The sequence below is a fragment of the Reyranella sp. genome (assembly GCF_044224635.1).
Classification (GTDB): domain Bacteria; phylum Pseudomonadota; class Alphaproteobacteria; order Reyranellales; family Reyranellaceae; genus Reyranella.
This window is the reverse complement of sequence record NZ_JBGAKA010000018.1, coordinates 31,814-52,540: the sequence shown is the minus strand read 5'-3', so window position 1 is coordinate 52,540 and position 20,727 is coordinate 31,814. Positions and strand designations below refer to the sequence as shown.

The 20,727-nt window shown below is 67.0% G+C and carries 22 protein-coding genes; 10 read left to right on the top strand and 12 right to left on the bottom strand.

All coding sequences use genetic code 11. The annotated features are described in order from the left end of the window. Positions 1-47 precede the first annotated feature (47 nt). Both ACILR9_RS17360 and ACILR9_RS17355 read right to left on the bottom strand, forming a co-directional pair. Positions 48-875, bottom strand: coding sequence for a universal stress protein (locus ACILR9_RS17360; protein ID WP_395711206.1), 828 nt, complete (start codon positions 873-875; stop codon positions 48-50). Continuing rightward, positions 872-1,084 carry a ChaB family protein gene (locus ACILR9_RS17355; RefSeq protein WP_395711205.1) on the bottom strand — a complete coding sequence of 71 codons (213 nt, stop codon included), beginning with the start codon at positions 1,082-1,084 and terminating at the stop codon, positions 872-874. The genes ACILR9_RS17360 and ACILR9_RS17355 overlap by 4 nt, the downstream gene beginning before the upstream one ends. 413 nt (positions 1,085-1,497) lie before the next feature. On the opposite strand from ACILR9_RS17355, the gene ACILR9_RS17350 reads away from it, so the two are divergent. Then, positions 1,498-2,340 (top strand): universal stress protein, encoded by an 843-nt coding sequence (locus ACILR9_RS17350; RefSeq protein ID WP_395711204.1) that lies wholly within the window; start codon positions 1,498-1,500, stop codon positions 2,338-2,340. 176 nt (positions 2,341-2,516) lie between these two features. On the opposite strand, the gene ACILR9_RS17345 is transcribed toward ACILR9_RS17350, so the two are convergent. From ACILR9_RS17345 to ACILR9_RS17335, 3 genes are all read right to left on the bottom strand, one after another. Continuing rightward, entirely contained in the window at positions 2,517-3,188 is a 672-nt protein-coding gene (locus ACILR9_RS17345; RefSeq protein ID WP_395711203.1) for a helix-turn-helix domain-containing protein, read from the bottom strand. A gap of 163 nt (positions 3,189-3,351) precedes the next feature. Continuing rightward, positions 3,352-4,332, bottom strand: a complete 981-nt coding sequence (locus tag ACILR9_RS17340; protein ID WP_395711202.1) for a hypothetical protein — start codon at positions 4,330-4,332, stop codon at positions 3,352-3,354. A gap of 117 nt (positions 4,333-4,449) precedes the next feature. Further along, positions 4,450-4,842 (bottom strand): hypothetical protein, encoded by a 393-nt coding sequence (locus ACILR9_RS17335; protein ID WP_395711201.1) that lies wholly within the window; start codon positions 4,840-4,842, stop codon positions 4,450-4,452. Between the two features lie 147 nt (positions 4,843-4,989). Between ACILR9_RS17335 and ACILR9_RS17330 the strand changes: the two genes are divergently transcribed. Further along, positions 4,990-6,297, top strand: a complete 1,308-nt coding sequence (locus ACILR9_RS17330) for a CapA family protein (RefSeq protein ID WP_395711200.1) — start codon at positions 4,990-4,992, stop codon at positions 6,295-6,297. A 178-nt stretch (positions 6,298-6,475) separates the two neighbouring features. On the opposite strand, the gene ACILR9_RS17325 is transcribed toward ACILR9_RS17330, so the two are convergent. From ACILR9_RS17325 to ACILR9_RS17310, 4 genes are all read right to left on the bottom strand, one after another. Further along, entirely contained in the window at positions 6,476-8,104 is a 1,629-nt protein-coding gene (locus tag ACILR9_RS17325) for an AMP-binding protein (protein ID WP_395711199.1), read from the bottom strand. Between the two features lie 27 nt (positions 8,105-8,131). Further along, positions 8,132-9,445: an MFS transporter gene (locus tag ACILR9_RS17320; protein ID WP_395711198.1), complete on the bottom strand. Its 1,314-nt coding sequence runs from the start codon at positions 9,443-9,445 to the stop codon at positions 8,132-8,134. Beyond that, on the bottom strand, positions 9,442-9,879 hold the full coding sequence (locus ACILR9_RS17315; RefSeq protein WP_395711197.1) for a hypothetical protein: 438 nt from the start codon (positions 9,877-9,879) through the stop codon (positions 9,442-9,444). The genes ACILR9_RS17320 and ACILR9_RS17315 overlap by 4 nt, the downstream gene beginning before the upstream one ends. An 81-nt stretch (positions 9,880-9,960) precedes the next feature. Continuing rightward, positions 9,961-10,845: a TauD/TfdA dioxygenase family protein gene (locus ACILR9_RS17310; RefSeq protein WP_395711196.1), complete on the bottom strand. Its 885-nt coding sequence runs from the start codon at positions 10,843-10,845 to the stop codon at positions 9,961-9,963. A 67-nt stretch (positions 10,846-10,912) separates the two neighbouring features. Between ACILR9_RS17310 and ACILR9_RS17305 the strand changes: the two genes are divergently transcribed. From ACILR9_RS17305 to ACILR9_RS17295, 3 genes are all read left to right on the top strand, one after another. Next, a complete protein-coding gene (locus tag ACILR9_RS17305; protein ID WP_395711195.1) occupies positions 10,913-11,905 on the top strand; it encodes a D-2-hydroxyacid dehydrogenase family protein in 993 nt (330 codons plus the stop codon). Between the two features lie 70 nt (positions 11,906-11,975). Next, entirely contained in the window at positions 11,976-12,356 is a 381-nt protein-coding gene (locus tag ACILR9_RS17300; protein ID WP_395711194.1) for a YciI family protein, read from the top strand. 45 nt (positions 12,357-12,401) lie between these two features. Beyond that, positions 12,402-13,658 carry an RNA polymerase sigma factor gene (locus tag ACILR9_RS17295; protein ID WP_395711193.1) on the top strand — a complete coding sequence of 419 codons (1,257 nt, stop codon included), beginning with the start codon at positions 12,402-12,404 and terminating at the stop codon, positions 13,656-13,658. 95 nt (positions 13,659-13,753) lie between these two features. Here ACILR9_RS17295 and ACILR9_RS17290 read toward each other — a convergent pair whose 3' ends face one another. Next, a complete protein-coding gene (locus ACILR9_RS17290; RefSeq protein WP_395711192.1) occupies positions 13,754-14,866 on the bottom strand; it encodes a class I SAM-dependent methyltransferase in 1,113 nt (370 codons plus the stop codon). Between the two features lie 84 nt (positions 14,867-14,950). Here ACILR9_RS17290 and ACILR9_RS17285 point away from each other — a divergent pair, with 84 nt between their 5' ends. Then, positions 14,951-15,505, top strand: a complete 555-nt coding sequence (locus ACILR9_RS17285; RefSeq protein WP_395711191.1) for an RNA methyltransferase — start codon at positions 14,951-14,953, stop codon at positions 15,503-15,505. A 255-nt stretch (positions 15,506-15,760) separates the two neighbouring features. Further along, a complete protein-coding gene (rlmN, locus tag ACILR9_RS17280; protein ID WP_395711283.1) occupies positions 15,761-16,876 on the top strand; it encodes a 23S rRNA (adenine(2503)-C(2))-methyltransferase RlmN in 1,116 nt (371 codons plus the stop codon). 133 nt (positions 16,877-17,009) lie between these two features. On the opposite strand, the gene ACILR9_RS17275 is transcribed toward rlmN, so the two are convergent. Beyond that, complete coding sequence (locus tag ACILR9_RS17275; protein WP_395711190.1) at positions 17,010-17,249, bottom strand: type II toxin-antitoxin system Phd/YefM family antitoxin; 240 nt, start codon at positions 17,247-17,249, stop codon at positions 17,010-17,012. Between the two features lie 50 nt (positions 17,250-17,299). Continuing rightward, positions 17,300-18,328 (bottom strand): class I SAM-dependent methyltransferase, encoded by a 1,029-nt coding sequence (locus ACILR9_RS17270; protein WP_395711189.1) that lies wholly within the window; start codon positions 18,326-18,328, stop codon positions 17,300-17,302. Between the two features lie 111 nt (positions 18,329-18,439). On the opposite strand from ACILR9_RS17270, the gene ACILR9_RS17265 reads away from it, so the two are divergent. The 3 genes from ACILR9_RS17265 (at position 18,440) to ACILR9_RS17255 (ending at position 20,725) form a co-directional block, all read left to right on the top strand. Next, complete coding sequence (locus ACILR9_RS17265; protein WP_395711188.1) at positions 18,440-19,696, top strand: argininosuccinate synthase; 1,257 nt, start codon at positions 18,440-18,442, stop codon at positions 19,694-19,696. A 113-nt stretch (positions 19,697-19,809) separates the two neighbouring features. Continuing rightward, positions 19,810-19,983 carry a hypothetical protein gene (locus ACILR9_RS17260; RefSeq protein WP_395711187.1) on the top strand — a complete coding sequence of 58 codons (174 nt, stop codon included), beginning with the start codon at positions 19,810-19,812 and terminating at the stop codon, positions 19,981-19,983. Positions 19,984-20,053: 70 nt separating this feature from the next. Then, on the top strand, positions 20,054-20,725 hold the full coding sequence (locus ACILR9_RS17255; protein ID WP_395711186.1) for a rhomboid family intramembrane serine protease: 672 nt from the start codon (positions 20,054-20,056) through the stop codon (positions 20,723-20,725). The last annotated feature ends 2 nt before the right edge of the window (positions 20,726-20,727 follow it).

Below are 20,727 nucleotides of genomic sequence, written 5' to 3'. Positions count from 1 at the left end.
CGGTGTGGCCGATCCACGTTAACGCCGGCAGAGCCTGGCACCGTTGATCAATGAGAAACGAGGGCGCACGTATCGCCGCTCAGGAGCTCGCTGGTGATTCCACCAAGGACCCATCGGCCTTGACGGACGTAGCCAGAGGCTCCCGCGACAACCAGATCCGCCTTCATCTCTCGGGCAATCCCGATCAGCTGCTGGGCATTCGCCCGATGCGGCGGCACGGTTTTGGCTTTCGCGGCGATGTCGTGACGAGCGAGCCATGCTTGGACGCGGGCGATGCCGCTGTGGGCGTCCGCGGCGTCCCTGGAATCCCCGATCGCCACGACCGTGACTTCGGTTGCCTTGGCGAGAAGTGGCAGGCCGTCAGCGACGGCGCGCCGCGCCTCGCGCGTATCCTTCCACGCGATCAACACTCGATCGAGCCCGGCCAACGGCTGCGCCGAGGGAACGAGCAACACCGGGCGCCCGGCCTGCATGACGAGGTCGCAGAGGTCCGGTTGACGCGTCGTATCGCCAGGCTTGCCGTCGGCGGCCAGCGAAACGACGATCAGGTCCGCCAAGGCGGATTCGCGCGCCAGGCGGCTCGCAAGGGGCTCGAGACAGGCGTGAGCGCGCCACTGGACGCTGCCGCTGTGGTCCGACAGGGCGGACCGGAACTGCACCTCGGTGTCGTGGATCTGCCGTTCGATCTGCTTGCGGTCCTCCTCGAACACCCCTGCGGGAATAGCATAGTCGCGACAAACAGCATGGACCGGCCGGCAGGCGGCGACTCCGATCACTGCGGCGTCGAGCTTCCGGGCGAGCCTGGCCGTCGATTCCAACAAGACCGCGTTTGTCTGACCCAGGATCGGCATGGTCATCAGCGTCCGGTAGCTCATGTGTTGAGCTCCCAGTCGCCGTCGCGGCCTTTGTGGAACTGCCGCTTCACCGCCACCCATGCGACGCGATGGGCGATCTCCTCGCGCCTCCGGTCGTTGGCATAGGTGTCCCAGGCATGGTTGAATGCCTCGCGGTAGAGATTCTGTGCCGGCGGCGGCAGGTGACGACGGATCGGCACCGGCAGGTCGGCGTTGGACGGATAGGGCATGGATTGTCCCCCTCTGTGAACTGGAAGGCTGATCGAGACTCCGGACCTGCGCCTTGACCTGCCGCAATGGCCGCACGGACTTGGGGAACCGGGACCGGCACCGTGACAGCAGTCGGTGCCAAGGCCCGCGTTTGCCGCGGCGAGAGGTCGCCCTGTCCGTGCGGCCCGGTTGTCGCGGCCGGCGCCATCGGGATCGGCAGCCGACAGGGTTGTCTGTGGTCCTCGGGCTTGAAAGCGCCGAAAGGAAGAACCTGCGGCTCGTTTGGTGAAGATCAACCGGCAGACCTCTTCGGCAGCGCAAGCTATCCTCCTTGCAGAGTGAATCCCTGTCTCGTGCCGCGTGATCGAATGGCATCGCAAGGGCCGCGCGGTCGAGAATGACAATCATTATGTGAAAGGGGGAAGAGGATACCATGACGTACAAGACCATCCTTGTTCATTGCGATGCCGGGCGAGGGGCGCCGGCTCGCCTGGAATTGGCTGCGAGCCTGGCGGAGCGTCACCAGGCGCACCTCGTCGGGCTGCATGCCCGGCCACCTTTCGAGCCCGCGGTCGACGGCACCGGGACCTTTGCCATGGACTTGCTCTTCAGGGACCATGAGGAGGCGCTTGCAGCGAGCGAGGCCGCCTCGGCCAAGGCCTTTGCCGCTGCCGTCAAGGGCAAGCCGATCGCCAGTGAATGGCGCTCAGCCGGCGGCCATGCCGATGGGCTGCTACCGGTGCATGCGCGCTACGCCGACCTGACGGTTGTCGGCCAGGACGATCCCGAGCCGTCCGCCGGACTTCCGCCGCCGTCGAATCTGACGGAGAGCGTAGCCTTTGGCGCCGGCCGGGCTGCCCTCGTCGTGCCCTTCATTGGCGCCTCGAAGTCGGTCGGCCGCAATGTCCTGCTGTGTTGGAATGCCAGTCGGGAGGCGGCGCGTGCGGCGGCGGAGGCGATGCCGTTTCTGCAGGCTGCCGAAACCGTCACCGTTCTGATCGTCGATCCCAGGGCCACCGCGGCCGGGCACGGCAGCGAACCCGGGGCCGACGTTGCCCTCTGGCTCAGTCGGCACGATGTAAAGGTGATGGTGCAACGCGATGTAGCGGCCGATGCCGATGTCGGCGGGGTCATCCTGTCGCGCGCCATGGATCACGGCTGCGATCTCATCGTCATGGGCATATACGGTCACTCGCGCCTGCGCGAGCTGGTGCTGGGAGGCGCAAGCCGCACCCTGCTCGCCAGCATGACCGTGCCGGTTCTAATGGCGCATTAGGGTGATCCGGGTTGCCGGCGAACGTGGTGCTGGCAGCCACTTGGCAGGAATTCGCGCGCCGGCTCGGAAGCGATCGCGGCCCCTGCTAGCCCCCCAGTTTCTCGGGCTCGACTGCGCCGCCGTTGTTTGGCAGACGATGGGTCTGACGCGACCGCTCGACACGGGCGTCACATCCGCTAGGCGTCCAGCTTGCGCAACGCCATCTTGTTGCAGAGGCCGATCGAGCGGCCAGCCGGCAACAGCCGGATCAGTCCGCTGCGGACGAACTGGGTGAGGGTGCGCGATACCGTCTCGATCGTGAGGCCGAGGTGGTCGGCGATGTCGGAGCGCGTCATCGGCAGCTCGAAGTTCTCGTCGTCCTTGGAGAGGCGCTGCGCCATGTCCAGCAGGAAGGTCGCCATCTTCTCCGGCGCGGCCTTGCGGCCCAGCAGGAGCATGTGAGCGTAGGCGCGTTCAAGGCTGCGCAGCGTCGCCGTCATGATCCTGTCGCGGAAGGCGGGATCGTCCTGGACGAGGGCAGCAAGGCGGCTGCGACGATAGGCGATCACAGTTACGTCGCCGATGGCCTCGGCGGAAAAGCGATGCTCCGGTCCGGCCTCGATGCCAAAGATGTCTCCTCGCAGATGGAAAGCGTCGATTTGCCGTCGGCCATCGCTCAGCAGCTTGCAGGAACGAATGGCGCCCGACACGACCTCGTAGAAGAACTCGGCTTCGTCGCCTTCACCGAACAGTTCCTCGCCTTGGCGTAGAGCCATCTGGATTCCCGCCGGTGCCGTCGCAAGGGCCGGGCGCACGGCGATGGCGGCTGTCGGAAATCGGCTGGCGAGAGCGGCGTTGCGAACCTGCATGACTGTTCCCCGGGAGGCCTGCGATGCTGGTTGAGTACCTCCCGGATTGGGAATCGACCATTCAGGTGTTGACCTAAGGGGTTCTACGGTGATGGCGGCTCAAGGCCGAGATGGTCGTCGAGCACCGTTCGCCCGACAGGGGCATTTGCCCGGATTCCCCGGGTCACCACGTTTTCGGGGCGGGCTGCGCCTCGAGCCCCAGCGCCTTGATGATGACGGGAGCCGCCGCGGCGGCAAAGGCATCGTTGGGATGCCATGTATCTCCCGCGATCTCCTCGACAGGCTGCCCTTGCTTCAACATATGGTCGAGCACGGGCAGCAATGAGACGCATTTCTGGACGACTTCCCGACAGGCCTTTTCCAGAGCCAGCCAGTCACGTCGATCGTCTCTGTAAAGCGCGTCCTGCGACAGCAGGATCGGGAAGAGAACGACGTCATACTCGATGCCTCTTTCAGCGGCGAACGCTGCCATGCGGGCAAAGTTCTCGCGAGCCTCCTGGAGCGTGTCCGCCTCGGTCTTGTGCGACAGGAAGACCGCGAGCCCGATACGATAGAGATAGGAGTGCTGAAAAAGCCACTGATCGACATGCTGCCTGGGTGAATTGAGGAGAAAGGCATTGAGCGTGCCATTTTCATCTCTGAATGCGATCGGAGTTGCTCGAAGATCATTGCCGTGTACCTGATGAACGATCCGATCCATGGTGAGCGCCGATTGGAACCTGAGAAAGAAACTGACTTCCTGGGTAAGATTGAACGCTTCCACACCGCCGTTCAGGAATTCGGTGGTCGGATCATGAAGATCCTTCTCGATTGCACGAACGATACGGCCCCGGGCTGTGACCGAATCGCCCAGGAACAGAATTCTTCGACGTATGTCGGATTGCCCTGCATGTGAGCGGTGACGTAAGCCATCCTTGTCGTACCCGCCTTCGACGTTCAGCTTTGGCCTGAAGCCGATTGCTTCATCCGGCATCATCACATTCGACATCCATCTGGCGCTTGGTTCGCGTCGGAGGAACTCGAGTTCCTCGCCCGATCCGAGCGCCCCATGCGGATAGAGAAGCCGCAGTCCGACTTCGCAGGCGATGACAGAAAGCGACGCCGAAGCGACAACGATGAGGGCGTTTACGATGACGTTGCGCACCAGCGGCATCCCGGAACTGACTGTACCCCGAGAATTTTACGGGAACTCACAAGTGGACGCCAACCTCTCCAAGCGAGCCGCCCTCCTGCGCTCCTTGGCCGCGTCACGATGCCGGGCTTACGGCGAGAGCCAAAACGTATCGGGCTGAACGAAGACGAAGCGCTGCGCCGGTGACGGCGTCGTATTGATCCACGGATTGAGGCTGGGTAGATCGACGTTGTCGTTGCCGAACATCACGTCTAGGCGACGGAAGGTCTGCACCCAGTTGCCGCCTGGCTGGCCGCCCTGGGCGGTTGGGGAGATCCTGGACGGGTCGGCGTATCGGGCGTGGAATTTCCTGAGGTAGTGGGCCGGCCGAAAGAGGAAGAGCGGAGCGGCCCGCGCCTGGCTTTCGATGAAGTAAGGATTGGGCTTTTCCCAGCTGTGCGAAGTTCCTGAGCATCCGGGGCGGTCGGGGAATCCGTTCCGCGACCGGCGGCAGGTGCCTGCCTTCACCTTGTCGGCGAACAACGGGGTTTCCTGCATCGTCGAGGGCGGATCGCCCGCCAGCGCTGGCCCGCACAGGAGACACCGGATCATGCCTTGAAGGGAGGCCGTGCATCCGCCACGCCCATTTGACTCCGGCGATTGCCCCCCGGCACAGTCAGTCGCATGTCCATGTCCCTTCTCCTCACCGGCGATTCGATCCTGCAGCGTCGGCTGAACAGCGTCGACGATGTTGCGCTCAGGCCTCTTTTCGACAAGGTTCGCGCTGCCGACATCGCCTTCACCAATCTCGAGGGCCTGGCCAACGACTATCGCGGCGACCCGGCGCTGGAAAGCGGCGGATCGCATTTCGGCGCACCCGCCTGGGTGCTGGACGAGCTGGCGGCAGCAGGCTTCGGTCTTTTCGCCACCGCGACGAACCATGCGCTCGATTATTCGATCTCGGGCCTCGTGCACACGATGGAGGCGCTGGAAGCGCGCGGGCTTTCGTATGCGGGCGTCGGCCGCAATCTCGAGGATGCACGCCGGCCCTGCTATCACACGTCGCCTGCCGGCACCGTGGCGATGATCTCCTGCTGCTCGACCTTCGCCAAAGGCAACGAGGCGGGCGCGCAGCGGCCGGATCTGCCGGGACGTCCGGGGCTCAATCCGCTGCACGTCGAGACGGTGCACGAGGTCACCGAGCAACAGCTCGCCGTGTTGCGCGAGGTCGCCGACCAGCTTGGTCTGGAAGCCGAGCGCCAGCAGAAGATCAAGTCGGGCTTCGCCTTCCCGCTCGCCGATCCTGCCCTGTTCCCGCTCGGCGATCTCAAGTTCAAGTCGGCCAACCGGGCGCAGGTGCGCACCACGCCCAACGGCAAGGACGTCGCCGCGATGGTGCGCTGGGTACGCGAGGCGCGCGGTCTCGCCGACCTGGTGCTGGTGAGCTTGCATGCCCACGAGCAACTCGGCGCCAAGGACGTGCCGGCCGAATTCATCGGGACCTTCGCTCGCGAGATGATCGAGGCAGGCGCCGATCTCGTGGTCGGCCACGGTCCGCATCTGTTGCGCGGGCTCGAGCTCTACAAGGGCAAGCCGATCTTCTACAGCCTGGGCAATTTCATCGGCCAGAACGAGCTGGTGGCCAAGATTCCGGCCGACGGCTACGACCGCTTCCGTGCCGAGCCCGATCTCACGCCGGGTCAGGTCTATCAGAAGCGCACGCAGGGCGACCAGGCGGGATTCCCTGCCGACCAGCGCTACTGGGAATCGATCATGCCGATGCTTTCCTACCAGGGCGGCCCGGATGGGCGAATGATGTTGCGCTCGATCGAGCTGACGCCGGTCTCGCTCGGATGGAAGGAGGCCCGCCACCGCCGCGGCCGTCCGCGTCTTGCCGGAATGGAGGAGGGACGGGCGATTCTCGACCGCTTCGCCGAGCTCTCGCAGCCGTTCGGCACCGAGCTCTGCAACGACAGGCGGTCGGTGCGGCTGGCTTGAGCCTCGTTCTGCCGGGAGGCAACAGCTCTTGTCGTCCTGAACTCCCCGGCGCTTGCCGAGGAGCGGGATCGCGCAGCCTAGAGATTGCGCAGACAGCGCCCGCTCGACCAGCGACCGGTGAGGTCCAAGGGCTCGCCGACGAGCGACGGGAGGTGCTGGAGGATACGCAGTCCCGCCATCAGGTTGCTTGCCGCCGCTTCAGCGGGCGCATGTCCAAAAGCTCGCCGGTCGAGCGTGGATCGATGCCCTTCGGATAGATGTTGTGCTTCTGGATCTTCTGCGTCCCCGTCGTGGGCAGCTCCTGCACGAAGTGGATCCAGCCTGGCGCCTTGTAGTAGGCGATGTGCGCGAGGCAGAACTTGACCAGGCTCCCTGCCAAGTCTGTTGACGATGCGGGCTGCTTCAGGACGATGCAGGCGAGGACTTCCTCCTCGCGCAGCTCGTCCTTGACCGCCATCACGGCTACCTGCTGCACGTCGGGATGGGTCAGCAGCAGCGCCTCCACCTCCGCGGCGGCAATGTTCTCGCCCGACCGGCGGATGATGTTCTTCTTGCGGTCGACGAAATGCAGCATGCCGCCGGCACCGCGCCACACGACGTCGCCGGTATGGAACCATCCGCCGTGCCAGGCGGCTTCCGTCGCGGCATCATCCTTGAGATAGCCGGAGAAGAAGCCGCGCCGCGGCGTTGCCGCCGAATGGCGGACCAGCAGCTCGCCGGGCGAGCCGTCCGGCACATCGCCGCCTCCGTCGTCAACAACGCGCGCCTCGATGCCGTCGAAGGCGGCCCCGAAGGCGCGCGTTCCGACATGGCGCGGCGGTTGGTTGTCTGCGATCACCCGCACCATCTCTGTCATTCCCCAGACCTCGATCAGTGGGAAGCCGAAGCGCTCCTCGGCGGCCTGGTGCAGCTCGGGCTCGACTCCGGCGCCGATGGCGAAGCGCAGGCGGTGCGCGCGCTCGGCGTCGCTCGCCGGCTGGGCGAGCAGGACGGGCACGATGATGCCGAGATAGTGCGCGACGGTCGCCCGTGTCTCGGCGATCTCGCGCCACCAATGTTGCGGGCGGAAGCGGTCGGGCTGCACCTGGCAGTTGCCGGTGAGGATGGCGGCCATCAGCGAGAACGTGGCGGCATTGGCGTGATAGAGGGGCAGGGGATTGTAGATGCGATCCTGCCCCGGATGCAGCGCGGCGAGGCCACCCAGCGAGGCATAGCGTGCGCCGGCGGCGACCTCGTAGCCGTGCGTCAGGACGCACCCCTTGGGCCTCCCGGTCGTCCCCGACGTGTAGAGGACGCAGGCCGGCGTCTCGGGCGCCACGGCACCGGACCGGGCCGGTCGCGACGGGGCAGGGAGCGTCGGGCCGATCTCCTCGAGGGCGACGACGGCGGGGCGATGGGCGCTGCCGGGCAGGGCGTCGAGCACCTGCTGGCGGCGTTGTGGCAGCACGATCACCAGCTCGGGCTCGCTATGCTCCAGGAGATAGGCGATCTCGCCGGCGCGGTACTCGGGATTGATCGGCACGCAGCAGACGCCCAGGTAGTTGAGCGCGAGCTTGTGGAGCACGTAGTCGGGACGGTTCTCCAGCAGCGTCGCCACGCGATGGCCAAGCCCGTAGCCGGCGGCGCGATAGAGCGAGACCAGGGCGCCGACCCGCTCGGCCGCTTCTCGGTAGGAGATCTCGAACCCGGACTCGAGATATCCCCGCGCGGCATTTGCCGGCACGACGAAGAACGGCTTGTCGGCGTGGGTCGCGACCGCGGCTGCGAAAGCCGCGCTGATGGTCATTCCATCCGCAATATCGGTCATGCCGCCGGGTCCATGGTCATCCTGTTTTCACGGTTGGTGGCCCCGGAACGGGTGGCCAGTCAAGCGTTCCCGATCATTGTCGGGATGGTGGAACAGCAGCACCACCAGCACCGAGGACAGTGCGAGCGCGGTCATCAGCAGGAAGCCGTCGACGAACGAGCCGCGCAGGTCGAGCACCCAGCCGGTGATGGCGGGCGCCAGGAACCCGGCGAGGGCAAAGGCAAAATCCATGAGGCCGAGCGCCGTTGCCGCACGCTCGGGGACGATGTCGACATTGACCGCATAGTAGGCGGCGTTGGCGCCCATCGAGGCGGCGACGGCGACCGTGATGCCGGCGATCGCCACCGTCAGGTTGTCGGTCAGCGCCACGGGAACAACCGCGATGGCGGCAACGAGCTGACTGCCGGCGATCAGGTAGGAACGGGCGACGCGCAGCCGGCCGGTGGACCTGAGAAGCGCATCCGACCAGCGGCCCATCAGCCCGAGCAGCACTGCCGCCGCCAGCCAGGGCAGCACGGTGAACAGGCCGACCGCCTGCAGGTTCAGCCCGTACTTGCGCTCGAGATAGCTTGGCAGCCAGGTCATGAAGAAGAACAGGAAATAGCCGAACACGAAGAATGCCCAGGTATTGGCGAGCAGCGTCGTATTGGTCAGCAGGGCCCTGAGCACATCGGCGCCGGGCCACGAGCGCAAAGCGGCATGAGGTGCGGCGGCAAAGGATGGATCGCTGCTGCGGATGTGCGCCAGCTCGGCGGCGTTGACGTGGGGCGAGTCGGCCGGATTGTCACGGAAGAAGAAGTACCAGAGCGGGATCCACAGGGCCGAAAGCACGAACAGCGCGGCGAAGGTAAGGCGCCAGTCGAGCCAGCGCAGCAGGGCGGTCACGATCGGCCCGCCGATGGCCAGCGCAAGCGGCACCGCGAGCAGGGCATTGCCCAGGGCCGTCGCGCGTTCGTGCGGCGAGAGCCAATGGCTCACCGCGCCTGTCAGCGCCGGAAAGTTGGGACCTTCAGAGATGCCGAGCAGGATGCGGGCCGCATAAAGGACGACGAAGCCGGTGGCGAGCGCAGTCAAGCCGATCGACAGGCTCCACAGAAGGGCGGCGACGGTGAGCACCAGCCGCGCGCCGAAGCGGTCGACGGCAAAGCCGCCGAGCAGCGTGGTGGCGGCGTAGCCCAGGCCGAACGCGCCCAGGATCGTGCCGGTCAGGGCCGGCGAAAGACCGAGGTCCTTCTGGATGATGGGGATGGCATAGGCGATCGCCGCACGGTCGATATAGTTGACGCCGGTAATCGCGAACAGGAGGAAGACGACGAACCAGCGATAGTTGGTCCGCGTCATCCGCGATCCGCCAGGGCGAGCCTGGCGCCGAGCGCGGCGAAGGCACCGGCGAAGACTCGCCGCATCCAGGTGAGCACGCGTGGCCGCGAGATCACGTGGTTGCGGATCGCCGCGGCGAACAGGCCGTAGCCCACGAACACCACGAAGGTGAGCAGCATGAACACGGCGCTCAGCTCCGACATGCGCAAGAGCGGCTGCGCTTCGTCGACGCTGACCATGTGCGGCACGATGCCGAGCGTGCAGCCGAACGCCGCGACCATGCTGGCGCGCGAACCGCGCGACAGCCCCATGGCCAGGGTGAGCAGAACGCCGGTGCCGGGCGACACGACCACGATCAGGGTGGTGACCCACTGGCCAGCGAATCGACATACCAGTCGATGGAGCTGTCGGAACTCAAGCCTTTGATGGCGGTCATGGGGCACTCGATCGGACATGTTGTGAAGTGATCGGCCGGCAATCTGTCGCGATGCGACGCAGATGCCGTCGCGGCGAGCTCGGCGGCGTTGCTGCAGGCGTTACGCAGCCTGCTCCAGGGTCGAGGCGACATCGCGCGTGGTAACGCGCCTGAGATCGCGCACCTTGGTGGTGTCGAAGGGACGGGCGCGATGCATGGTGCAGCGGTTGTCCCAGATCACCAGGTCGCCGACCCGCCAGCGATGGCTGTGCGTGAACCGAGGCTGGGTGGCATGCTCCATCAGGTCGAGCAGCAACAGCCGGCCGTCGGCGACCGGCATGCCGATGATGTGCGAGGCATGCGAGGCGAGATAGAGCGTCTTGCGGCCCGAGCCCGGGTGCCGGCGCACGACGCGCTGCGGCACCGGCGGCAGGTTTGCCAGCTCCTCCGGGGTGTAGGAGGTCACCGAGAGCTGGCCGCGCGAGTAAAAGATCGAATGCTCGGCGACGAGATCCTCGATCTGGGTCCTGGTGGCCTCGGGCAGCGCGTCGTAGGCGGCGCGCAGGTCGGCGAACTGGGTGTCGCCGCCATCGTCGGGCACGACATGGGCGTAGAGCATGGAGAGCGCCCCCGGCACGGCGCGGAACGAGGCGTCGGTATGCCACAGGCGGTTGGCCAGCCAGTCCAGCCGGCGCTTGCTGTTGGTCTCGAGGATCTTCGAATCGCCGTCGAGGTTGGAGATGTCGGCGACGTCGTTGCCCGGGATGCGATGCTTGACGCCGGTGTGGCGCGCCTTCTGGGCTGCCGCCTGGATCGGCCCGAAATGGCGGGCGAAGGCGACCTGCTGGTCGTCGGTGAGCGTCTGGCCGCGGAACACCGCGACGGCGTAGCGGTTGATGGCGTCCTCGATGGCGTCGCGATCGGCCGCCGCCAGCGGCCGGGTCAGGTCGATGCCGGAAATCTCGGCCACGAAGGCGGGATGGGTCGGCTGGACGGTGATGCTCACATCAGCTTCCTGCGGCTATAGTCGGCGTTTCCGCCATCGTTCCCACCATTCTCTCCCAGGAAACGCCATGCCGCAAACCCACAAGCTCGCTCTGCTCGACGATTACCAGAAGGTAGCCATGCGCATGGCCGACTGGGATCGGCTGAAGAAGCGCGGCGTCGAGATCACTGTCTTCCACGAGCCCTTCTCGTCGGTCGAGGATGCCGCCGCCAAGCTGGCGCCGTTCGACATGCTCGGCCTGCTGCGCGAGCGCACCGCCTTCCCGCGCGCGCTGATCGATAAGCTGCCCAACCTCAAATTCATGGTGCTGACCGGCGCGCGCGCCTCGAGCCTGGACGACAAGGCGGCGACCGAGCGCGGCATCCCGATCAGCAACACGCCGGGCGGCGGCTCCAATGCCCCGACCGCCGAGCTGTGCTGGGCGCTCCTGATGTCGTGCGCGCGCGACCTCGCCAAGGCCGAGCGCCTGATGCGCACCGGCGGCTGGCACGACGGCATCGCCCAGATGAACGTCCTCGAAGGCAAGCGGCTGGGCGTGCTCGGGCTCGGCCGGCTGGGCAGCCGCGTCGCCGGCTACGCCAAGGCGTTCGGCATGGACGTCGTGGCGTGGAGCCAGAACCTGACGGCGGAGAAGGCAGCCCAGGGCGGCGCGCGCCTGGTCAGCAAGGACGAGCTGCTGGCAACCTCCGACTTCATCTCCATCCATCTCGTGCTGTCGGCGCGCACCCGCGGGCTCCTGGGCGCGGCCGACCTGGCCAAGATGAAAAAGACCGCGATCCTGATCAATACCTCGCGCGGGCCGATCGTCGACGAGGCGGCCCTGCTCGCCGCCCTCCAGAACGGCACCATCGCCCATGCCGGCCTCGACGTGTACGACAAGGAGCCGCTTCCCAAGGGCCATCCCTTCACCAGGCTCGACAACATCACCCTCGTGCCGCACCTGGGCTATGTCGTCGAGGACAGCTATCGCCACTTCTACGCCGGCACCATCGAGGACATCGAGGCCTGGCTCGACGGCAAGCCGATCAACCTGATCAACCCGGAGGCGCTGAAGGCATGAATGTCGATTCCCGCCGCATCCGAACGTCGATGGGGTGACGGGATCGTCCGTCGGAGCGAAGGAGAGCGAGATGGCTCAATACATGCTGCTGCTGCACCAGGTACCAAACTACAACATGGACCTGCCGCGCGAGAAGATGCTGGAGATGACGAAGCGCTACATGGCGTGGGCCGACAACCTTCGGCAGAAGGGCAAGCTCGCCGGCGGCGAGAAGCTTGCCGCGGGCGGAGTCCGTCACATCAAGGTCACGGGCGGCAAGCCGGTCGCCAGCGACGGTCCCTATGCCGAGGCCAAGGACGTGATCGGCGGCTATTTCGTCATCGAGGCGAGCGATGCCGCCGAGGCGGAGGCCATCGCCCAGGAATGCCCCCATCTCGCCCTCTCGGCCACCAACTGGGTCGAGCTGCGGCCGATCGAGGACATGTCCCGGGTCCGCGCCGCGGCGAGCTGAGACGCCTCCTTGGCGGGGTCCCCGGCTGGTCCTGCCGATCGCTCCTTGGGCGGTCAGGTCCATCGGCTCGTCGACTCGCTCGCCCGCGATTCGGCGAGCCGGCTGGTCGCCGCCCTGGCGCGCCGCCTCGGCGCCGGCCGCATCGCCGTCGCCGAGGATTCGGTGCAGCATGCCCTGTTGCAGGCGCTGACCTCGTGGCCCTTCAAGGGGGTGCCGGCCAGGCCAGAGGCATGGCTCGCCACCGTGGCCAGGAACCGCGCCCTCGATCTGCTGCGGCACGAGGCGCGCCGTCTCGCGCTTGCCGGGGAACTGGTGCCGCTCGAGCCGGCGACGGAACGGTTTGGCGGCCATTTCGATCGCGAGCTGAACGACGACGAGCTGGCACTGCTGTTCGCCGTCTGTCATCCGGTCCTGTCGCCGGAGATGCGCGTCACCTTCGCCTTGAAGTCGGTGTGCGGCCTCACCGTCCCGCAGATCGCCGCCGGGCTGCTGGGCGAGCCGGCGGCGATTGCGCAGCGCCTCGTGCGGGCTCGCCGCCAGCTTGAGACTGCCGGGATCGCCATCGAGGCGCCGCCGCCCGAGGCGCTGGCCGAGCGCGCCGAGTCGGTGCGCACCGCGCTCTACCTGATGTTCAACGAAGGCTACTCCGCGTCATCCGGCGAAGCGCTGGTGCAGGCCGAGCTCTGCGTCGAGGCGGTGCGGCTCGCCCGCGCGCTGGCGCGGCATCCGATGACGGCCGGTCCGGCAAGCGATGCATTGGCGGCGCTGCTCGCGCTCACCGCTGCCCGCCTGTCGACCCGCGTCGGCCCGGACGGCGTCGCCCAGCTGCTCGACAACCAGCCGCGCGAGCGCTGGGACGGCGGGCTGATCGTCGCGGGCCTCGCCCATCTCGAGCGCTCGGCCGCCGGCGAGGAACTCACCGTATGGCATCTGCGGGCCGAGATCGCCGCCCTTCACACCACGGCGCCGAGCACCCGGGCGACCGACTGGCCGCGCATCGCCGCGATTTACGACAGGCTGATCGAGATCGATCCATCGCCGGTCGCGGCGCTCGCCCGCGCCGTCGCGATCGGCCGCGCCTGCGGCGCGCAGGAGGGCCTCGCGGCCTTGCCCGTGCCTGATGCGAGCCCGTACGCCCACGCCGCCGCGGGCGTATTCTTGCTGGAATTGGGACAAGCCGTTGACGCGCGGGCTGAGTTCGAGAAGGCGCTCGCCCTGGCGCGCACCGAGCCCGAGCGCCGGCTGATGGAGCGCCGGCTCAAGGGACTGGATGAGAAAGATCCCTCGCTGTGCTCAGGATGACAGCATTGCTGTAGCCGCCGGCGACGAAGCTGTCGTCCCGAGCGCAGCGCGAGACCTTTTTTCATGCCGTCAAGCGCAGCGCAGCAAACAGCCTCTCACGTCCTGAAGCGCAGCAGCAGGTGATTGACCCCATTCAGCTTGAGGTAGAGGTCCTCGAACTGGGTATAGAAATCCTCCCACTGCGGCAGGCCGCCCTGGGCGCCGAGCGAGGTGTAGATTTCGGCCATCGTCTTGCGGCCGTCGATCTGGCCGATGATGCGCGGCGACAGGGGCGGCAGCTGGGCGCGCCACGGGAAGCCGTCGAGGTTGGCGATCAGCGGCGCGCCGGGCTGCATGCCGGCGGCGAGCTTCTGGGCATCGACCTCGCGCAGCACGGGGATGGCCGAGGTGTCTTCCGGCCGCGCCACGGTGTCGAAGCCGGCGCGCGTGGCGTAGAAGACGTGGGTGCGCAGGTTGCCGGCCAGGCGCTCGGCGAAGGCGGCGCGCTCGATCAGCGGCAGCGAGCTTGCCTGGCGGGCGATGATCGGGTCGCTCATGTAGGTCGCCGGCTCGTAGCGCACCGGCTCCAGGAAGGCGACGACGCGCAGGTCGGACTCGCTCGCCATCTCGCCGATGTCCGGCACCGTGAAGGCACGGTCGCAGCTGTGCAGCAGCAGGTCGTAGAGCCCGGCATCGCCGCCGGTGACGTGGTCGTTGAGATAGGGGTTGCGGCGGAACAGGTTGGTGGTCGGCAGGAAGCGGATCAGGCGCTTGGCCATCGCCAGCCGGTCCTCCAGCGCCATCGACGGCGGCGCCAGGGTGCGCAGCATCTCCTGCAGGGGATAGACGCCGCTGCGGCCGTACTCGCCATAGAGCATGACGCCCAGCCCGCCCTCCGGCTGCAGCACGCTGGCGAGCGCGCGCATGCCGACCACCGGCTCGGGCATGTGGTGCAGCACGCCGGTGCAGTCGATGTAGTCGAACTGGCCGATCGGCATCGTCGGCAGGTCGAGGATCGAGCCGGTGATGAAGCGGATGTTGCGCAGGCCACGCGCCTTGGCGCGCGCCTCGCAGACCTGTCGCGACGCCGTTGACAGGTCCATGTAGACGACCTCGCCCGGGCAGCGTCGGTCGACGATCTGCTGGGCCAGCATGATGCAGGCATCGCCCGTGCCGCCGCCGGCCACCAGGGCGCGGAACGGGCGGGCGTAGTTCGAAGAAACCGTCATTCTGGCCTTGTTTCACAACGAACGCGGCGCTACCCGAAGGGCCGGCAACGCCCTGCCGGGGTTAATGCAACAAATCCGAGGGCCATGAAAGGCTATTTCGGCATCGGTGTGGAAGGCGTGAGCAAGCCGGTGAATGTCGGCACTTTGTTCCGTACCGCCCATGCCTTCGGCGCGTCCTTCGTGTTCACGCTGGGCGCCCAGTACAATCGCCGCGAGGGTTCCCGCAGCGACACCTCCGACACGCCCCGGTCGGTCCCGACCTACGATTTCGCCAGCCTGGAGTCCTTTCGCCTGCCCGAAGGCTGTCGCCTGGTCGGCGTCGAGATTTCCGACCAGGCGATCGAGCTGCCGAGCTTCCGCCATCCGCGCCAGGCGGCGTACATCTTGGGCGCCGAACGGGAAGGCCTGTCGGCCGACGTGCAGTCGATCTGCGACTTCGTGGTCAAGATTCCTACCCGTTTCTCGGTCAATCTCGGGGTCGCCGGCGCCCTCGTCATGTACGACCGGCTGCTGAGTCTCGGCCGCCATGCCGAGCGGCCGGTCGCAGCGGGCGGCCCGCTCGGCCCAGTCGAGCTGCCGGTGTTCGGCGAGCCGATCTACAAGCGCAAACAGCGCCAGCGGGCGGCTCACGGGGGGTAGCTCACCCTTTCGTTCAGCGAAGCTGTCCGGGGACGAACCCTCACCCAACCGCTCCCACGAGCGGGCAGGAAGGCATGGGCACGCCTTTCGTTTTCCTCCCCGGCTTCGCCAGCGAGGAGCGTGAGAGAGCGCCCATATGCGGATGCCCTGACCGAGCGGGGAAAGGGAGCATGATTCCGATACGTGGCCGCGCTTGCGCGTGCCCTGCACGACGACTATCTGAGCGCAACCATGTCCCTCCTGCCGACCGAGCCCATGCAGATCGCCGAGCCGTTCCGCGGCCGCAACGACCTGCGCCCCAACCTGGTCGGGCTGTCGCGCGAGGCGCTGAAGGGCGTGCTGGTCGAGGCCGGGCTGGAACCGTTCCGGGCCCGCCAGGTCTGGCAATGGATCTATTGGCACGGCGTCACCGACTTCGAGCGCATGACCAACATCGCGCGCAAGACGCGCGAGCGGCTCGCCGCGTTGTTCGTCATCGCGCGGCCGCAGATCGTAACCGAGCAGCGCTCGGTCGACGGCACGCGCAAATGGCTGCTGCGCTTCGCCGACGGCAACGAGGCCGAGACGGTCAACATCCCGGAGGAGGATCGCGGCTCGGTCTGCGTGTCGAGCCAGGTCGGCTGCACGCTGACCTGCAGCTTCTGCCACACCGGCACGCAACCGCTGGTGCGCAACCTCGCGGCCGAGGAGATCGTCGGTCAGTTCATGGTGGCGCGCGACAGCTACGGCGAATGGCCGACGCCGACCGAGACCACGCGCATGCTCTCCAACATCGTCATGATGGGCATGGGCGAGCCGCTGTACAATTTCGACAACGTCGCGACCGCGCTCAAGATCGTCATGGACGAGCAGGGCATTGCGCTCAGTCGCCGGCGCATCACGCTCTCGACCTCGGGCGTCGTCCCGATGATCGCCAAGGTGGGCGAAGTGCTCGACGTCAACCTCGCGGTCTCGCTGCATGCGGTGAAAGACGAGGTGCGCGACACGCTGGTGCCGATCAACCGCAAATGGCCGATCGCCGAGCTGCTGTCCGCCTGCGCCGCCTATCCCGGTGCCCGCAACAGCCGGCGCATCACCTTCGAATACGCCATGCTGAAGGGGATCAACGACAGCGACGCCGACGCGCGCGAGCTGGTTCGCCTGCTGGCGCCGATCCACGCCAAGGTGAACCTGATCCCGTTCAACCCGTGGCCCGGCGCGCCCTACGAGTGCAGCTCCAACAACCGCATCCATCGCTTCGCCGAGATCGTCAATGCCGGCGGTCTCAGCGCCCCGGTGCGCACGCCGCGCGGCCGCGACATCCTGGCGGCCTGCGGCCAGCTCAAGAGCGCCAGCCTGCGTGGGCGGCGCGAGAAGGTGCCGGCAATCTAGTGAATTTTGACCTTGCCGGTTAGAGTGCTGCCGGCCTGATGGCGAGCGATCGTGCCATGGCAAGCCTACGCTGGTCGTAGGTCGTCTTTCGGGCGCGAAGTCGGGTCCAGCTCCGCCATCAGAGCCCGGAATCTCACGATGGGTTTGCGCGGCGGCACTCCGGAGCGACCTGGGTCGGGGGCGTCACCCAGCCCCGACGCACGGTATCGGCCAGCGTCGCATCGCCGAGAAAGGCAGCTCGCCCAGTCTTCGGCGGAACGATCTCCGCAACCACGCGATCACGGTCCGTCACCAGAACCGTTTCGCCGCTTGCAGTAAGCCGCACGTATTCGCTCAACTTGTTCTTCAGCGTCTTGAGCCCGACTGTCCGCATGCGCCGAGAAGTAGCTACCAGTGGCTACTTTGTCATTTTCGGACGCGCAACTAACGCCCGAACGCCGCGACGCGCGACAGGAACGCGCGTTCGCTGCCAACAAGGGTCAGGCCGGCGGCCGCGCCCCACTCGTCGAGACGGCCATCGGTGTAGCTCGCGTAGTAGGGCTCGTGGAAGTAGTGCGGGAACAGGTCGAGCAGGCCGTCCCATGACGGCTGGTCACCTTTCTGGATCGAATCGACGACTACCACCAGGCCGCCCGGCCTGGTGACGCGCGCCATCTCGGCAAGAGCCCGGCGTCGAACGTCGTCGGGCAGCTCGTGCAGCAGGAAGGACGAGACGGCGAAATCGAAGCTCGCGTCGTCGAACGGCAACCGCTCCGCTGCGCCCTCGATCAGCTTGACGCGCGCCGTGCGCCCGACCAGGCGGCGCGCTTCGGCGAGATAGGGCGCGCTGAGATCGACGCCGCTGAGGCGGACGCCCGGCCAGGCATCGTGAAGGAAGGCCAGCAGGCGGCCGGTGCCGCAGCCGACATCGAGGCCGGTCAAGGTGCGCTGGTTGCGGCCGGTCATCCATTGGGCGATCGGCGTCAGGGCACGGCGGCGCATGATGTCGGCGGCGCCGGTGAACAGCACCTCGACCTGGGTGTCGTAGATCGCCGCCGATTCGTCGGTCAGCCAGCCGCCGCTCTGGAAGTGGAAATGCTGTCGGTAGTACTCGGGCAGGCCGTCGTCCTGCTGGCCGGGCCGCATCTCGTCGTCGAGCCGGCCGTGGCGGCGCGAATCGACCAGCGGCAGGTCGCGGAAATAGAGCAGGCTGCGGCGCAGGAATTCCGCCGGCTCCGGTCCGCGCGGGCGCGGGGCGGGGAACAGGCCGGCTGCGATATCCTGCCATTCGCGCTGGAACAAGGCGCGCATGTCGGCCGTCAGCTCGGCCCGCGAGGGCGTCGGCCCGATCGGGTAGTCGGGCTTGGGCATCGGCTTCAGCAGACGCAGGCCGGCAGCGTAGTGGCCGGCGTACCAGGCGACGCGCGCCGTCTGGCGGGCCGCATAGGTGAGGCGATCTAGGGTGGAGGCCATGGTCGTGGACGCTAAAGCGGCACTATAGCGGCTTTGCGGCAGGCTTGCCCGGCCGAGGTCCGCCGCTATAGTCCGCGCGCCTTTATCGAACGGACACGAAAGCCGGCAGTCATGAGCATTACTTATACCGGACCCTACAAGAAGGGCGACATCAAGAAGGTCGTCCTCGCCTATTCCGGCGGCCTCGACACCTCGGTCATCCTGAAATGGCTGCAGACGACCTACGGCTGCGAAGTGGTGACCTTCACCGCCGACCTGGGCCAGGGCGAGGAGCTCGGGCCGGCGCGCCAGAAGGCCGAGATGCTCGGCATCAAGCCCGAGAACATCTTCATCGACGACGTGCGCGAGGAGTTCGTCAAGGATTTCGTCTTCCCGATGTTCCGCGCCAATGCGCTGTACGAGGGCCAGTACCTGCTCGGCACGTCGATCGCCCGGCCGCTGATCGCCAAGCGCCAGATCGAGATTGCCCGCAAGCTCGGCGCCGACGCGGTGGCCCATGGCTCGACCGGCAAGGGCAACGACCAGGTGCGTTTCGAGCTCAGCTACTACGCGCTGAAGCCCGACATCAAGATCATCGCGCCGTGGCGCGAATGGGAGCTCACGTCGCGCACCAAGCTCCTGGAGTTCGCCGAGAAGCACCAGATCCCGATCGCCAAGGACAAGCGCGGCGAGGCGCCGTTCTCGGTCGACGCCAACCTCCTGCACTCCTCGAGCGAGGGCAAGATCCTCGAGGATCCCTGGGAGGAAGCCGACGAGATGGTCTACCAGCGCACCATCTCGCCCGAGCAGGCCCCCGACAAGGCAACGTACATCACGGTCGATTTCGAGAAGGGCGATGCCGTCGCCATCGATGGCCGGACGATGTCGCCGGCGACCCTGCTGACGCGGCTGAACGAGCTCGGCAAGGCCAACGGCATCGGCCGCCTCGACCTGGTCGAGAACCGTTTCGTCGGCATGAAGAGCCGCGGCATCTACGAGACACCCGGCGGCACGATCCTGCACATCGCTCATCGCGGCATCGAGCAGATCACGCTCGACCGCGGCGCCGGCCATCTCAAGGACGAGCTGATGCCGAAATACGCCGAGCTGGTCTATTACGGCTTCTGGTTCTCGCCCGAGCGCGAGATGCTGCAGGCGCTGATCGACAAGAGCCAGGAGAATGTCAGCGGCACCGTGCGGCTCAAGCTCTACAAGGGCAATACCACGGTGGTCGGCCGCAAGTCGCCGAAGTCGCTCTACTCGATGCAGCACGTCACTTTCGAGGAGGACCAGGGCACCTACGACCAGCGCGACGCCGAAGGCTTCATCAAGCTGAACGCGCTCCGCCTGCGCCTGCGCGCCCTCGGCCAGGGCGGCGTGAAGTCGTAAGCCGCTCATGCTCTTCCGGACCGCGGCTCTTGCCCGCTCATGTGAGCATGAGCGGGCAAGGTGCCCGCGGTCCGGAAAACCATGATCGCCGCCGCCCAAGGGCACGCGCTGGGTTGATTGTCGCCATCTCCGCCTCGATCGTGCTGGTGCTGACGCTGGGCTGCATGCTCGCCGTGGCGGGCGATCTTCGCGCCGGCGATTTCTGGATCGTGCTCATGTGCGGCTCGCCGACGCTGCTGCTCGGTGGCTTGTTTCTGTGGCTGGGCGTGCGCCGCCTAAAGCGCTAAGCAGCTGATCGCGAAGCCGCTAAATTGCAAAGCAGACAGTCAGGTGGCGCGGGGTCACACGGAGTACCGGATGCCTTTCGACAATGTCGGCCGACCAGGACCGGGACGCGGCGCGGGCGAGCGGGCGATCAACCTGCCGCCGGCGGTGCTGTGGCTGATCGTCATCAACGTCGCCGTTCACCTGCTGCGCAGCCTGCTGGGCGACGAGGCCGACCAGAGCCTCGTGATGCAGCTCGGCCTGGTGCCGGCTGCCTACAGCGCACCCGACCACGACCTGCTCTCGCTGATCGTCGCGCCCGTCACCTATCAGTTCATCCATGGCGGCTGGATGCACCTGGTCGTCAACATGGTGACGCTCGCCGCCTTCGGCGCGCCGGTGGAACGGCTGCTGGGCGTGCGCCGGTTCGTCCTCTTCTATCTGTCGGCCGGCATCGTCGCCGGATTCGTGCAGGTCTTCCTGTTCCCGGACTCGGGCGATCCCATGGTCGGGGCATCGGGCGCCATCAGCGGCGTGTTCGGCGGGGTGCTGATGCTGATGCGCCGCGTCGGCAGCCTGCCGGGGCTTCTGCCGGTGGCGGTGATCTGGATCGGCCTCAACGTCTTTTTCGGCATCTTCGGCGGCATGCCCGGCGCCGGCGGCGAGCAGATCGCCTGGGCCGCCCATATCGGCGGCTTCCTCTATGGCCTGCTCACCATCCACCTGTTCCTGCCGCGGCCGCCGCGGCTTCCCGCCGAGCGGTAGCG